At 72.4% G+C, this 14,951-nt stretch carries 11 protein-coding genes; 10 read left to right on the forward strand and 1 reads right to left on the reverse strand.

The window, feature by feature from the left end:
- Window positions 1–43: 43 nt before the first annotated feature.
- Window positions 44–1,528 (forward strand): aldehyde dehydrogenase, encoded by a 1,485-nt coding sequence (locus tag AB0L40_RS09195; protein WP_364352498.1) that lies wholly within the window; start codon window positions 44–46, stop codon window positions 1,526–1,528.
- A gap of 117 nt (window positions 1,529–1,645) precedes the next feature.
- On the opposite strand, the gene AB0L40_RS09200 is transcribed toward AB0L40_RS09195, so the two are convergent.
- Entirely contained in the window at window positions 1,646–2,632 is a 987-nt protein-coding gene (locus tag AB0L40_RS09200) for an NADPH:quinone oxidoreductase family protein (RefSeq protein ID WP_364352501.1), read from the reverse strand.
- A gap of 375 nt (window positions 2,633–3,007) precedes the next feature.
- Between AB0L40_RS09200 and AB0L40_RS09205 the strand changes: the two genes are divergently transcribed.
- From AB0L40_RS09205 to AB0L40_RS09245, 9 genes are all read left to right on the forward strand, one after another.
- Window positions 3,008–4,933, forward strand: coding sequence for a GAF domain-containing protein (locus AB0L40_RS09205; protein ID WP_364352504.1), 1,926 nt, complete (start codon window positions 3,008–3,010; stop codon window positions 4,931–4,933).
- A 133-nt stretch (window positions 4,934–5,066) separates the two neighbouring features.
- Complete coding sequence (locus AB0L40_RS09210) at window positions 5,067–5,645, forward strand: hypothetical protein (protein ID WP_364352507.1); 579 nt, start codon at window positions 5,067–5,069, stop codon at window positions 5,643–5,645.
- The gene (locus AB0L40_RS09215) at window positions 5,642–7,534 is read left to right on the forward strand and encodes a pyruvate, phosphate dikinase (protein ID WP_364352510.1); all 1,893 of its coding nucleotides are present in this window, start codon (window positions 5,642–5,644) and stop codon (window positions 7,532–7,534) included. Before AB0L40_RS09210 ends, AB0L40_RS09215 begins: the two co-directional genes overlap by 4 nt.
- 173 nt (window positions 7,535–7,707) lie before the next feature.
- A complete protein-coding gene (locus AB0L40_RS09220; protein ID WP_364352513.1) occupies window positions 7,708–8,130 on the forward strand; it encodes a GFA family protein in 423 nt (140 codons plus the stop codon).
- A 153-nt stretch (window positions 8,131–8,283) separates the two neighbouring features.
- On the forward strand, window positions 8,284–9,138 hold the full coding sequence (locus AB0L40_RS09225) for an SDR family oxidoreductase (RefSeq protein WP_364352516.1): 855 nt from the start codon (window positions 8,284–8,286) through the stop codon (window positions 9,136–9,138).
- A gap of 76 nt (window positions 9,139–9,214) precedes the next feature.
- Window positions 9,215–11,005: an AMP-dependent synthetase/ligase gene (locus tag AB0L40_RS09230; RefSeq protein WP_364352519.1), complete on the forward strand. Its 1,791-nt coding sequence runs from the start codon at window positions 9,215–9,217 to the stop codon at window positions 11,003–11,005.
- Between the two features lie 61 nt (window positions 11,006–11,066).
- On the forward strand, window positions 11,067–12,215 hold the full coding sequence (locus tag AB0L40_RS09235; RefSeq protein ID WP_364352522.1) for an acyl-CoA dehydrogenase family protein: 1,149 nt from the start codon (window positions 11,067–11,069) through the stop codon (window positions 12,213–12,215).
- A gap of 165 nt (window positions 12,216–12,380) precedes the next feature.
- The gene (locus AB0L40_RS09240; protein WP_364352525.1) at window positions 12,381–13,859 is read left to right on the forward strand and encodes a sugar ABC transporter ATP-binding protein; all 1,479 of its coding nucleotides are present in this window, start codon (window positions 12,381–12,383) and stop codon (window positions 13,857–13,859) included.
- A gap of 2 nt (window positions 13,860–13,861) precedes the next feature.
- A complete protein-coding gene (locus AB0L40_RS09245; RefSeq protein WP_364352528.1) occupies window positions 13,862–14,911 on the forward strand; it encodes an ABC transporter permease in 1,050 nt (349 codons plus the stop codon).
- The last annotated feature ends 40 nt before the right edge of the window (window positions 14,912–14,951 follow it).

Here is a 14,951-nt window from a genome sequence, read left to right on the forward strand (position 1 = left end):
GCTCCGTGGCGGCTCGCCGCACATCGACCGAGGGACCGACCACATGAGCACCTTGCCCGAGCAAGCCGTCGAGTACCGCACGTTCTACATCGGCGGCGAGTGGGTCCAGCCCGCCGGCGCGGGACAGATCACCGTGACGTCGCCGGTCAACGAGGAGGTCGTGGGCATCACGCCCGACGGGGTCGATGCCGACGTCGACCGGGCCGTCGTCGCCGCGCGCTCCGCCTACGATCAGCAGGGGGGCTGGGCGTCGTGGACGCCCGAAGAGCGCGGCGAGGTCCTCGAGCGCTTCGCGGTGGAGATGGACGCGCGGGCCGCCGACTCGGCGGTGCGCACCACGATGTCCAACGGCATGCCGTTCGCGCTCTCGCAGCAGCTCGAGGGCGGGCTGCCCGGCGCGTTCGTGCGCTACTACGTGGGGCTGGCGACGGCCCAGCAGCGGGAGGAGATCCGTCCCGGGTTCCTGGGTGGTCCCGCGCTGCTCCGGCGGTACCCGATCGGCGTCGTTGCGGCGATCGTGCCGTGGAACTTCCCCCAGGCCCTGACCTTCGCGAAGATCGCCCCGCTCCTGGCCGTCGGCTGCACCGTCGTCCTGAAGCCCTCGCCGGAGACGGTCCTCGACGCGTACACGGTCGCCGAGGCGGCCGACGCGGCGGGCGTGCCGGCGGGCGTCATCAACGTCGTCCCGGGTGGCCGGGAGACCGGTGCGTACCTCGTGCGCCACCCCGGCGTCGACAAGGTCGCGTTCACGGGGTCGACGGCGGCGGGCCGGTCGATCGGCGAGGCGTGCGGCCGGCTGCTGCGCCCCGTGACGCTTGAGCTCGGAGGGAAGTCGGCCGCCATCGTGCTGGACGACGCCGACCTCGCCTCGAACCTCGAGGCGCTGTTCGGCGCGTGCCTCATCAACAACGGCCAGACCTGCTGGCTCAACAGCCGCATCCTGGCACCGCGTGGCCGCCACGACGAGGTCGTCGAGCTCCTCGCGTCCCTCGCGTCGGGAGCGACGATCGGCGACCCGTTCGACGAGGCGACCCAGGTCGGTCCGCTCGTGTCGGCGCGCCAGCGGGACCGGGTCGAGGGCTACATCGCCCAGGGCATCGAAGGGGGCGCGCGGGTCGCGACCGGTGGAGGCCGGCCGGACGGCCTCGATCGCGGGTTCTACGTCGAGCCGACGGTGTTCGCGAACGTCTCGCCCGACGCGGTGATCGCCCGCGAGGAGATCTTCGGGCCGGTCCTCTCGGTGATCCCGTACGACGGTGTCGACGACGCCGTCCGACTCGCCAACGACAGCGAGTACGGGCTCGGGGGGACGGTCTGGACGACCGACCATGAGAAGGGCCTGGCCGTCGCGAGGCGGATTCAGACCGGGGCGATCGGCATCAACCAGTTCTTCACCGACCCGTCCGCGCCGTTCGGCGGGGTGAAGTCCAGCGGGCTCGGGCGCGAGATGGGCGTCGAGGCGCTGTCGACCTTCCAGGAGCTGCAGACGGTCTACCTGGATCCGGCCGGCCCCGTCCCCGAGGTCTGAACCGACGCCGACGAGGGGCGCCGGAGCGGTCGGCGGCCCGCCCCGCGCGTCGCTGCGCACCGGGTGAGGCCGTCGGCGCTCGCCGCGTCAGCGGGGCTCAATCCGGCGCCCCGGGGCTCAGTCCCGGACCCGGAGGACGACCTTGCCCGTCGCGGTGCGCCGGTCAATCGCCAGGAGGGCGGAGGCCGCATCCTCGAATGCGAACGTCGCGCCGACGATCGGGGCGACGGCCCCCGCGCGGACGAGCATCGCGAGCTCGTCCGCGACGCGGGCGGTGACCTCGGGGCGGTTGAGCACGTAGGCGCCCCACCCGGCCCCGATCACCTCCAGGTTGTTCAGCAGCAGGCGATTGACCCGGACCTCGGGGATCCCCCCGTCGGCGAAGCCGACCACGACGATCCGTCCGAGCGGCCCCAGGCAGCGGAGGCTGTCGGTGAACCTGTTCCCCCCGACGGGGTCGATGACGAGGTCGACGGGTCCCATCGAGTCGAGCACGTGCGCGCGCCATCCGGGACCCGACCGCACCACCTCGTCGGCACCCGCCATCCGGGCGATCCGTTCCTTGGCGTCCCCGGACACGAGCGCGACCACCCGCGCGCCCAGGCCCTTCGCGATCTGGATCGCCGCAGTGCCGACGCCCCCCGCGGCTCCGTGTACGAGGACGGTCTCGCCACGGATGAGCCGGCCGCGTGTCACGAGGGAGAAGTAGGCCGTGTGGTAGTTCAGGACCAGGCCGGCGCCCTGGTCGAACCCCAGGCGCTCGTCGAGCGGGAAGGTCATCGCGACCGGCGCGACGGCGACCTCGGCGAAGCCGCCGAGGAGGCAGAAGGCGGCGACGCGGTCGCCGGGGCGGACCGCCGCCCCCTCCGGGGCCGAGCGTACGATCCCGGCGATCTCGCTTCCGGGGACGAAGGGCAGCGGCGGCTTCATCTGGTACTCGCCGCGAGTCTGGAGGACCTCCGGGAACGAGACCCCCGCACCGTGGACGTCGATCACGATCCCGTCCCCGCCCGTGGGCCCGTGGCGGGGCCCGGGATCCGGGAGGTCGACGAGCTCCAGCGCGCTCTCCGGCCCGGTCAGCGACGTGATCTGCAGTGCTCTCATGGTCCTCCTCGTCGGGGGACGCACCTGGTCGGCGGCGCGTCTCGGTCGACGCTACCCACGGCGCTCCGCGCGGAGGTGGCCTGCGACACCGCTTGGCGGTTCCTCCGAAGTCGCCCATCGGCGATCGGCCCGGCGCAGATACCACTGGACGACCGTCCGAGGGCACTCCGGCGTGCGCTTGGAGAAGCGGCTAAACATCGTCGTGTGCGCCGGATCACGGTACAGGGGCCCGGCTAGTGTCCTCGGACCGTACGCCGCCCCGTGGCGGTCGTGCCGCGCCCGGAGGCCCCCAGCGGGCTCGGTCGCAACGCGCAACATTTACGACGTCTTCGGTGGTCGGTGCCGATGTCGGAGCTCGGAGAAAGCGGGTGCCTCGTGCAGGAAGTCGTCGCAGTCAACGTCGTCGCTCACCGGAAGGACCGGCTCGACCGGCCCGACGCCCTCGTCGCGTACCGCCGCGTCGCGGACGCGGCACTGGCCGACGTCGACCTCGGGGCCACCTTGACGGCGGTCGCCCGAAACGCGTGCGAGCTCCTCGGCGTCGACCGCTGCTCCGTCTTCATGCGCGACGGCCGCTCTCCCACCCGCTTTCGGGGCTACGCGGCGCATGCGGCCGAGGGCGTCGACATCGTCCCGCGGATGGTCTGCGGAGTCCAGGCGGACCGCATGACCGCGGAGATCGTCGCGGGCCGCCGTCCGATCTTCGTCCGGGATGCGCCCCACGACGGGCGACCCGTGCGCTCGGCGATGCGTCGCCTGGACGTCCGCGCGATCCTCGGCGTGCCGATGATCGCCGGCGACGAGGTCATCGGTCTGCTGTTCCTCGACCAGGCGGGCGCGAACCACACGTTCACCGACGAGGACCAGAGCGACGTCGCCGGCTACGCGAACCTCTGCGCCCACACGGTCGCCCAGGTCCAGCGGCTCGCCGGCCTCGAGACGACGGTCGGCACCCTCACGCGTAACGTCGCGACGCTCAAGCGCGTCACGGCGATCGACGCACGATTCGCCACGCTGGTCGAGACGGCCCCCAACGTCGAGGAGATCACCACCCTGCTCGCAGAGCTGACCGGCCTGCCGTCGGCGATGCACACGGCGGAGTCCGAGCCGGTGTGGTCGGTCATCGCCGAGGGGCTCCGCATGAGCGGCGGGTTCCCGCTGGATCCCGAGGTCGCGGGCGATCCGATGGTCGGTGCGGAGCTCTCCGCCATCGCCGCAGGCGGCTCGGCGATCGTCGGTCCGTATCGCCACTGCGGTCTCGTGCATCGCACGCTGGTGGCACCGGTGACCGTCGCGGGCGTCCGGTGGGGCTACGCCTCCGTCGTCGAGTGCCAGCGGCGGTTCACGACAGCCGACAAGGCCGCCGTCGAGCGGGCGGCGCACACGATGGCCGTCGCCTTCAGCTACCGGCCGTCGGTCGCGGCCGGTCCCCCGCACGCGCTGGCCGCGGACGACGGCGTGGACGCGCCGGGCCTCGAGGGGCTCGGCTTGTCGCTCGCCGGCGTCGCCGGCGAGCTCCCCCGACTGGTCTGCCTGATCCACCGGCGCGACGGGCGGCCGTGGACGTGCGAGGACCCGAGCGAGCTCGAGGAGGCGTTCGACCGGGCGTACGGGTCGGTCCGGTCCATCGTGATGCCTGACGGCGACCGCGGCGTCGCGCTCGTCGCAGAGCAGGACCGGCGCGTCGCACCGGATCTCTTCGTAGAGCGCACGCGGGTCGCGATCGCGGCGGTGCTGCAGGACTACCGCGAGCCCGGGCTGGTCGCGGCGATCTCGCCCGTCGTCCAGGACGTCGACGACGTCTCGCGCGCCTACACCGAGTGCCGGCAGCTCATGCGCTGCCGGATCGAGCTCTGCCCTCCCGACGCGCCGCCGCTCGCGGCGTCCGACCTGGGCGTGGGGCGCCTCCTGCTCGGATCGTCGGACGCGCGCGCGATGGACCGCTACGTGGAGGCGGTGCTCGCTCCGCTGCTCAAGGACGACTCGCGCCATCGGATGCTCCTGACGACCCTCCACGTCTTCCTCGAGTCGGCGCGGAGCCCCCGGCAGGCCGGCAGGATGCTCAACGTCCACGAGAACACGATCCGCTACCGCCTGGCGCGGATCACCGATCTGCTGCGGCTCAACATCGCGACCGACCTCGGGGACCAGCTCACTGCGCAGGTGGCGCTCCTGATCATGCGGCTCCAGGGCCGGCTGCCTGGCGTCAACGTGCTCGGCAACCTGGAGTCCGACGTTCCGCTCAGCCAGCGCAACGTGCTGCTTGGAGCGCGCCACAACCCTACCTCCGAAGGCGTCTGAGCGCCCCCGACGGGGGCTATCGTCGCTGGTGTGTGGTGTTCTCATCCACCGGGCGAGTGCTGATCTCGCTGGAGGACACCACACACGACGGGGCACAGGGTTTCAAGTGAGCGTGAGCGGGTTTCTTGTGAGCATGCATGACACGGCAACACCGGCCTTCGCGGTCGTCCACGCAGCGCGGGTCCGAGGGATCGTCCCCGACGACGCCCGCGGCGAGCTCGCCTCGGACAGCGAGTTCGAGCAGCTCGAGCGGGACGGTCTCGTGAAGAGGACCGCCCGGGGCCTGATCGCGACGCCGGTCGGCCTTCGCGAGCACGACTCCACGCTCGAGGCTTGGCGCGGAGACCTGGGGCCGGTGGGGGTCGTCGCCGCGACCTACGAGCGGTTCCTCGTGCTGAACGCCCCGCTCAAGGCCGTCTGCTCGGCGTGGCAGCGCTCCGCCCGCGACGAGGAGGCGCTGTTCAGCGTCGCCGGCCAGCTCGACGACTATCTCTCGCGGGTCCGTCCGCTCATCTCGCGGGCCGCAAGGGACGCGCCGTGGTTCGCGACCTACGCCTCCCGGCTGAGCGCCGCCGCCGCCGCAGTCGCCGCCGGGGACGGCCGGTTCGTGACCGATCCGCAGGTGGACTCGTTCCACAACATCTGGTTCGAGTGCCACGAGGACTACTTCGTGACGCTCGGCCGCAGCCGTGAGGACGAGGAGGCAGCATGACGCGCCCCGACACCGGCGCGGCTCCGATCGAGACCGCGGCGCGCTACGTGTTCGCCGTCGGCTCCGGCGTGGCTCCCGAGCCCCGGGTACTGGGCGGCAAGGGCGCCGGCCTGGTGCGGCTCGTCGGCCTGGGGCTTCCGGTCCCGCCCGCCTTCGTCGTGTCGTGCGAGGCCGGACTGGACTACCTCGCGCAGGGCGAGCTCTCGGCCGTCGCGTCGCGGGAGATCCACGAGAACCTCGTCGCGCTCGAGGTCACGAGCGGTCGGGAGTTCGGCAACCCAGAGCGGCCGCTTCTCGTCTCCGTCCGCTCCGGGGCACCCGTGTCGATGCCGGGGATGATGGACACGGTCCTGAACGTCGGGCTCACCGCCACCACGGTCGAGGGGCTCGTCCGCGAGACCGGCGATCCCCGGTTCGCCTGGAACTGCTACGCGCGCTTCGCCGAGAGCTACGCCCGGATCGTCCGGGGCCTTGCGGCTCACGAGGTCGAGTCCGCGCTGCTCGACCTCGAGCTGTCCGGCCTGACGGGCGAGGAGCGCTCGCGCGCCGCCGTCGCCGCGATGCAGGAGCTGATGATCGCCGACGGCGGACGCCCGGTGCCCGACGACCCGCGGCAGCAGATCCTCGAGGCGACGGAGGCGGTGTTCCGCTCGTGGAACAGCGAGCGCGCGCAGGCGTACCGGCGACTGCGCCGGATCGACGGCGGGCTCGGAACGGCCACCGTCGTCCAGGTGATGGTGTTCGGCAACCGCGGCGCCACGTCGGGCAGCGGCGTTGCGTTCACGCGCGACCCGTCCACGGGCGAGGCGCGTCCCTACGGGGACTTCCTCTTCGATGCCCAGGGCGAGGACGTCGTCGACGGGACCGTCGACCCGGCGTCCCTCGAGGACCTCGCGGCCGGGCTCCCCGAGGTCCACGCAGAGCTGGTGGCGAGCCTCGCACGCGTCGAGGAGCACTACCGCGACGTCTGCGAGGTCGAGTTCACGGTCGACGAGCGAGAGCTCTGGGTGCTGCAGACCCGGGTCGGGCAACGGTCGGGACGCGCCGCGCTGAAGGCCGCCGTCTCGTTCGTCGACGAGGGCCTCATCGACGTCGCCGAGGCGCTCGGGCGCGTCACTCCCGCACAGGTCGAGGCCGCTGCGGCCCCGCGGTTCGCCGCCGCGCCGCCGGACGACGACGTCATCATGCGCGGCCTCGGGGCCTCGCCCGGAGCGGCCGTCGGGCGGGCGGTGTTCGACGTGGAGGACGCCGTGACCCTCGCCGGCGAGGGACACTCCGTGGTCCTAGTGCGTCCGACGACCTCGCCATCGGACGTGCGGGGCTTCATCGCGGCGTCCGCCATCGTGACGGGTCGCGGCGGACGCACGAGCCACGCGGCGGTCGTCGCCCGCGGCATGGCCCGGCCGGCCGTCTGCGGGGTCGGGGCGGTCTCCGTGTCGGCCGACGGCACCACCGCGACCATTGACGGCATCACGGTCGAGCGCGGCAGCATCGTCTCGGTGGACGGCGTTCACGGAACGGTCGCTCGCGGAGCCCAGCCGCTCGTTCCGTCGGAGGACGAGTCCGAGATCGCACGGTTCCTCGCGTGGGCCGCCGCGGACAGCGACGTGCCGGTCACGGCGGCGCCCCTGCCGGCGGAGCCCGACGGCGTCTTCGCCACCACCGCGGGCCCGGTCGTCGTGCTCGACGACGCCGACCACATGTCGGAGCAGGCGGCGAACGCGCGGATCCAGGAGCTCAACGCCGGTGGCGAGGTGCCCGCCGTGATCGTCAGCGCCGCCTGGGCCCGGAGGGCCGAGGACGTGCTGCGCGGGACCTGCCGGGGGCTCGGCTCCTCGGACCAGGTCGTATCGCTGCCGCTGCTCGGCCGCGGGCTCCGCGCGCGGTAGGCCGGACTCCGGGAGCGGCCCCGGCGCTGCGCGCACCGTCGTGTCCGACCGACCGGGCGTCCGTCGCGGAGCACCGCGGCGGGCATCCCCGGCGGGCCCGTGCGGCCTAGGAAGATCCCACAACTTTCCGGGGACCCGCTGCCACGACACCGGACGTCGGAGAGACTCCGCTCATGAGTGACTCCCAGACCGGCCACTGCTTGTGTGGCGCCGTGCAATACCACTACGACGGAGACCCGGCACTGACGGCGATCTGTCATTGCGACGACTGTCAGCGCCAGAGCGGCACGAGCTTCTCGGTGAACGTGGCCGTGCCGCGGGCGCAGTTCCACCTGACGGCGGGCGACGCGGCGCTGCGGCAGTTCGAGACGGTCGGGACCGACAGCGAGAAGCCGCGCGCGCGCAACTTCTGCGGCACCTGCGGCTCGCCCGTGTTCACGGTGCTGTCGGAGATGCCCGAGCTGGCCTTCATCAAGGCAGGGACGCTGGACGACCGCGCCGGGCTCGCGCCGCAGCTCGAGGTCTGGTGCGACCGCGCGCAGCCGTGGGTGGACCACGCCGATCGTCCGACCCACCCGCGGGACCTCCAGCAGTAGGGACCGCAGGGCCACGTCGCGGCCCTGCGGAGACGGCAGGGCAGCGGGGGCGTGAACGAGGTGCGGAGACGGCCAGTCGGTCGTTCCGCTGGGGATCGGCCGGCACCCGTGCCGGCCGAGTACGACACACGAAACACCTGGGGAGACATCGACATGACCACTGAAGAGCTCAACGGCAAGCGCGCACTCGTGACCGGTGGCGGGACCGGCATCGGCGTCGGGATCACCGAGTGCCTGCTGTCGCGCGGCGCGACCGTGACCATCGCCGGTCGCCGGCGTGACGTGCTCGACTCGGCCGCCGAGGACTTTGCCAAGCGCCACGGCGACCGTATCCGGGTCGCGAGCTGCGACATCACGGACGAGAAGTCGGTCGCCGAGGCCGTGCGCATCGCCGGCGACGGCGTGGGGGTCGACATCGTCGTCGCCAACGCCGGCGGTTCCGGCAGCGGCGGCCTCGCCCCGTTCCTCCTCCTCGACCAGGAGGCCTGGCTGGACGTCTGCCGGCTGAACATCGTCGGCACGGCGAACACGATCCGCGAGGCCGCCCTGGACATGCGCGGTCGCGGCGGTGCCATCGTCGTGATCTCCAGCGCCGGATCCGCGGGTCCGGAGCCGTGCTTCTCGCACTACTCCGCCAGCAAGGCCGCCGTCGACATGCTGGTGCAGAACGCGGCGCAGGAGCTCGGCGACTTCGGCATCCGCGTCAACGCCGTGCAGCCCGGCGTCGTGCCGTCGGAGATCGCGGCCGAGGCGTGGGACGGCAACGAGGACCAGTACGCCCACATCCTGAAGAACACGCCGCTGGGCCGTACCGGAACGGCGATTGAGGTGGGCGAGGCCGTGAGCTTCCTCTCCGGGCCGCACTCCGAATGGGTCACGGGCCAGATCTTCGCCGTCGACGGTGGCCTGACGATCCCGCTGGTCGCCAACCTGCAGGGCCTCGCCCGCAAGATCCACGGCGACGAGGCCATCGACGCGAACCTGGGCCCGCGACTGGCGTCGTTCTAGGCCTGCCGCACCGCATCCTGCCGCTCCGCCACGGAGATCGTGACGGGGCGGTCCGCCCTCCGACCACCCGGTAGACATGACCGCCCACAGCCAGAGCCTCGCGAATGACGAGGCCGCACCCCCCGAGGTGGCGCCCCGCACGATCATCGACGCCCTGCGCCGAACGGTCGAGCGGGATCGCCAGGGCACCGCCCTCCGCACGCTCGACGGAGCGCAGACCTGGACCTGGAGCGAGGCGCAGGACGAGGTCGAGCGGCTGGCGGCGGGCCTCTCGACACTCGGGGTGGGCCGCGAGGGCACGGTGGCGTCGATGATGCGCAACCGGCCCGAGTACGTCCTCGCGGACCTCGCCGTGGTGGCGAACGGCGCCGCCGGATTCGCGCTCTACGCGACGCTGCCGCCCGAGCAGATCGCGCACCAGCTGCGTAACTCGGGCGCCACCGTCGTGCTCTGCGAGCCCGGATTCCTGCCGTCCATCGAAGCCGCCCGGCTCGAGGGCACGGCCGTCGAGCACGTCGTGGTGCTCGACGAGGAAGAGCATCCCGACACGATCTCCTGGGCTGCGCTGCGCCGGGCGGGCGACGAGGCTCGCCCCACCTGGACCCCGTCGGCCGCGACGGAGGACGACGTGGCGACCGTGATCTACACGTCCGGCACGACCGGGCCGTCGAAGGGCGTCGAGCTCACGCACCGCAACCTGCTGGCCTCCGCCGAGGCGGTCAACGGCGTGGTCGGCCTGATGGCGGGCGACCGGGTCATCTCGTGGCTGCCCAACGCGCACGTCGCGGAGCGGCTCGCGCACTACTACCTGCCCGTGCGCTACGGGGTGAGCGTCACGTTCTGCGACGACCCGGGCGCGGTCGCGAAGGCGCTGCCGATCGTCGAGCCGCACTGGTTCTTCGCGGTCCCCCGCGTGTGGGAGAAGCTCCGGGCCGCGATCGACGTCCGCGTCTCGGCGCTGCCGGCGGACGAGCGCGGCACGATGCGCGGTGCCCTCGCCCGGCGCCTGGATCGGGTCCGCGACGGGCGGCTCGACGACCGGAAGCGGGACGACGACCTCGAGCTCCTCCGGCCGCTCCGGACGGACCTCGGACTCGGCGCGGCCAAGAGCCTCCAGGCCGGCGCGGCGCCGTGCCCGCGCGAGGTCATCGAGTTCTTCCACGCCCTCGGCCTGCCCCTGACCGAGATCTGGGGCATGTCGGAGACGACCGCGGCCGGCACGATGAGCCCCGCTGCGACCCACCGGATCGGGACGGTCGGCGCGGCCCTGCCGGGCGTCGAGCTGCGGCTCGACGCCGACGGGGAGATCCTCGTCCGCGGACCCGTCGTCACGCGCGGCTACCGGGGCGAGCCCGAGAAGACCGCCGAGGCCTTCGACGACGGCTGGTTCCGGACCGGCGACGTCGGGGTGATCGCCGACGACGGAGCGGTCACGATCGTCGACCGCAAGAAGGAGCTGATCATCAACGCGGCCGGCAAGAACATGTCGCCCGCGAACATCGAGGGCGCGCTGAAGTCGGCGGGGCCGCTGATCGGGCAGGCGTGCGTCATCGGCGACGCCCGGCCGTACGTCGTCGCGCTGCTTGTGCTCGACCCCGACACGACGCCCGCCTGGGCCCGCGAGGCCGGTCTCGAGGACGCGTCGATGACCGAGCTGGCCACGAACCCGGTCGTGCTCGACGCCGTCGAGCGCGAGGTCCAGGCGGCGAACCGGAGGCTCGCACGGGTGGAGCAGATCAAGCGCTTTCACACCGTCGCCGACGAGTGGCTGCCCGGAGGCGTCGAGCTGACGCCCACCATGAAGCTGAAGCGCAAGCCGATCGCGACCCGCTACGCGGCCGAGATCGACGCGCTCTACCGGCCGTGACCGGTCCATCCCCGACGCGGGCCGGAGGACGAACCGCCGGCGTCGCCCACTGGAGCACCCCTTGAGACGCACGCTGTACGACGCCGACCACCTGGCGTTCGCGGAGTCCTTCCGCGCGTTCTCCGCCGCGGAGATCGCGCCCGGGTTCGCAGCATGGGAGGCCGACGGCCTCATCCCCCGCTCGTTCTTCCGGGCGGCCGGGCACCACGGCTTCCTGGCCTTCGAGATCGACGAGGACCTCGGTGGCGCCGGCGTCGAGGACTTCCGCTTCAACGCGGTCCTCAACGAGGAGCTGTATCGCGCAGGGTACGGCGGCGTCGGCAGCGCGATGACGCTGCACAACGACATCTGCCTGCCGTACCTGCTGCGCTACGCGAACGAGGAGCAGCGGGCGCGCTGGCTCCCGGGCGTGGCGTCGGGCGAGACGGTGCTGGCGATCGCCATGACCGAGCCCGGCACGGGCTCGGACCTCAGTGCGATCGCCACCACCGCCGTCCGCGACCGGGACCACTACGTGGTCAACGGTGCGAAGACGTTCATCACCAACGGGATCAACGCCGACCTGGTGGTCGTCGCCGTCCGCACGGACAGGGCGTCGCGGCACGGTGGGCTCTCGCTGCTCGTGATCGAGCGCGGGATGGAGGGCTTCGAACGGGGCCGCAAGCTCGACAAGATCGGCCTGCGCTCCGCGGACACCGCGGAGCTGTTCTTCTCGGACGTCCACGTGCCCGTCGAGAACCTCCTGGGGGACGAGGGCTCCGGCTTCTCGTCGCTCGTGGGAAACCTGCCGCGGGAGCGGCTGTCGATCGCGATCGCCGCTGTCGCCTCCGCCCGCGTGGCGCTCGAGCAGACCCTCGCGTACGTGAAGGAGCGCCACGCGTTCGGCCGTCCGATCGGCACCTTCCAGAACTCCCGCTTCGTGCTCGCCGAGGCCCGCACCGAGATCGAGCTCGCGCAGACCTACGTCGATCGCTGCATCCTGGCCCTCGGCGACGGTGGTCTCGAACCCGACGAGGCCGCGATGGCGAAGTGGTGGTGCTCCGAGATGCAGGGTCGGGTGACCGACCGCTGCCTGCAGCTCCACGGAGGCTACGGCTACACCACCGAGTACCCCGTGGCCCGCGCGTTCGAGGACGGGCGCGTCACGCGCATCTACGGCGGCACCACGGAGATCATGAAGGACATCGTCGGCCGCTCGATGGGGCTCTAGCACGCCGTCGGGCGGGCGCGGGGGCGTGGTGCGACGCCGATCCGACTTGTCCGCGCCCACAACACCCCGAGCGCGAGGATCCAGGAGCGGCGGGCTTCCCTAGGTTCGCTTCATGAACAGTGCCAACCGGGCTCCGTCTGACGCCCAGAACCGGCGGGTCCTCCGGTGGTGACGTCGATCGAGCACCCCTCGGCGCCGCACCGCGACGCCGCGCCGCTGCTGTCGATCGCGGGTCTGCGCAAGTCGTTCGGGTCGACGCCCGTGCTCCGCGGCATCGACTTCACCGCCCGCGCGGGCCAGGTCCACGGACTCCTCGGGACCAACGGCGCCGGCAAGTCGACCATGATCAAGGTCCTGGCCGGGCACCACGACGCCGATGCCGGGACGATCGATGTCCGCGACCATCGGCAGGTCGACAGCGTCGGCCGGATCGGCGTGGTCCACCAGGACCTCGCGCTCGTCGATGCGCTGACGGTCCGTGACAACTTCCACCTGTCGCGGCGGGGTGGCCTCACGCGGGCGGGCCTCGTCGATGTCCGGCGCGAGCGCGGGGCCGTGACGAACGCGCTGCGTGCGGTGAACCTCGACCTCGACCCCGAGACGCCGCTGTCGGAGCTGACGCTCGGGACGAAGTCGCTGCTGGCGGTCGCGCGGCTCCTGGCCAACGACGCGGACGTCCTGCTGCTCGACGAGGTCACGGCGGCGCTGACGCGCCGCGAGAGCTCCTGGCTGCTGACCGAGATGCGTCGGCTCGCCGACGAGGGGCGCGCGGTCATCGTCGTCTCGCACCGCCTGCACGAGATCGTGGAGTTCTGCGACGAGGTGACGCTGCTGCGCGACGGCTCGGTCGCGTACGCCGGCCCCACACCGGACCTGCGCGGACTCCACGCGATGTTCGAGAGCGGCGGAGCGCGCCCGGCCCGGGAGGCGGGCGCGGAGCCGCGGACCGGTCCGGTCGCGCTGCGTCTTGACACGGTCTCCCGCGGGGAGGTCGGCCCGATCGACCTGACCGTCCGCCGCGGCGAGGTCGTGTCCGTGGTCGGCGCGCTCTCGTCCGGCCTGTACGAGCTCGGGCATCTCGCGGCGGCGGCGACCAAGCCAGCCTCCGGGCGCCGCGCGCTCTCCGGCCGCGAGCCGGGGACGCCGGCGCGCTGCGGCTTCGTGCCCGAGGACCGCAAGGCCCTCGGGATCCTCCCGCGCCTCGACGTCGCGGCGAACCTGACGATCTCTGCGGAGCGACGCGTGTTTCCGCGCCTGTGGGCAGGGCCCGCCTCCGAGCGGCGCAGCGTGGACGTGGTCATGGACGACCTGTCCGTGCACCCGCGCGACCCGACGATGAAGATCGAGGATCTCAGCGGGGGCAACCAGCAGAAGGTCCTCATGGGCCGGACGCAGCTGCTCGATCCGGACCTGCTCGTCCTGTGCGAGCCGACCCGCGGCGTGGACGTCGGCACCCGGCACGCGATCTACGAGTACATCGAATCCGCGAGGGCGTCCGGCGCCGCGATCCTCGTCGTGACGATCGACGTCGACGACGCGCTGGCGGTCGCCGACCGCGTGGTCGTCATCGAGAGCGGCTCCATCACATCCACTCACCACCGCGACGAGGTCGATCCCGTCGCACTGCTCGAGAAGGTCTCCTGATCATGGCTTCCACCCAGAGCGCGCCGGTACCGACCGGATCCCCGGTCGCCGACGCACCTGTTCCCGACGAGCCCGCGAAGCGGCGGAGCGCGTTTCGCGTGGATCGCTACGCGACGCTGCTGTTCTTCGCCCTCTTCTTCGTCGTCGTCGGGATCTCGAAGGGCAGCGCGTTTTTGTCGTGGGACAACTTCTCGCTCGTCCTCGCCGACAACGCGAACGTCGCGATCCTCGCGGCCGCTGCGACGATCACCCTCGTCGCCGGGCAGTTCGACCTGTCCGTCGGCGCCGTGGCAGGCCTCTCGAGCGTCCTCGCCTCCCACTTCGTGATCGAGGCCGGCACGCCTCCGCTCGTCACGGTGCTCCTGATCCTCGCGCTCGGGGTCGCCGCCGGCCTGCTCAACGCGTTCCTCGTCGCCGTCGCGAACGTCAATGCCTTCGTGGCGACGCTCGGCACCGGGGGGCTCTTCAGCGGCGTCGCTCTGTGGGTCAGTGGTGGCGAGAGCATCTTCGGGGAGATGCCGAAGTCGTTCACCGACGCCGGGACCACGAGCCTGGCAGGGGTCCCGCTCCCGATCGTCTTCGTGATCGCCATCGGCCTCGGGCTGTGGACGCTGACGCGGCGCACCGTGGTCGGTCGGTTCTGGTACGCGGTGGGCGCCAACCCCGAGGCGTCCGGTCTCGCGGGCGTTCGCGTCCGCCGGGTCACGACGTACGCCTTCATCGCGACGAGCGTGCTGGCGGCGCTCGCCGGCCTCCTCGCCTCGGCGCGCTTCGGATCCGCCGACCCTGCAGCGGGACCGGACCTGCTGCTGCCCGCGTTCGCCGGCGCGTTCCTCGGCTCGGCGATCCTCTCCGACGGACGCTTCACCGTCGTCGGGTCGCTGCTTGCCGCGTCGTTGATCGTCCTGGCGACGAACGGCCTGGACGTCATGGGCGTCAACTTCGCGGTCAAGCCCATGTTCAACGGGGCGGTCCTCGTCGGCGCGGTCGCGCTCACGGAGTACCTCAGGCGCCGCTCGGGCCGGCGGTCGCTGATCCCGAAGGCGACATAGGGAGCGGTGGCGCCCACAGCGCCACCTCCACCGCCGCCGA

This window comes from Patulibacter sp. NPDC049589, from assembly GCF_040675535.1.
Lineage (GTDB): Bacteria > Actinomycetota > Thermoleophilia > Solirubrobacterales > Solirubrobacteraceae > Patulibacter.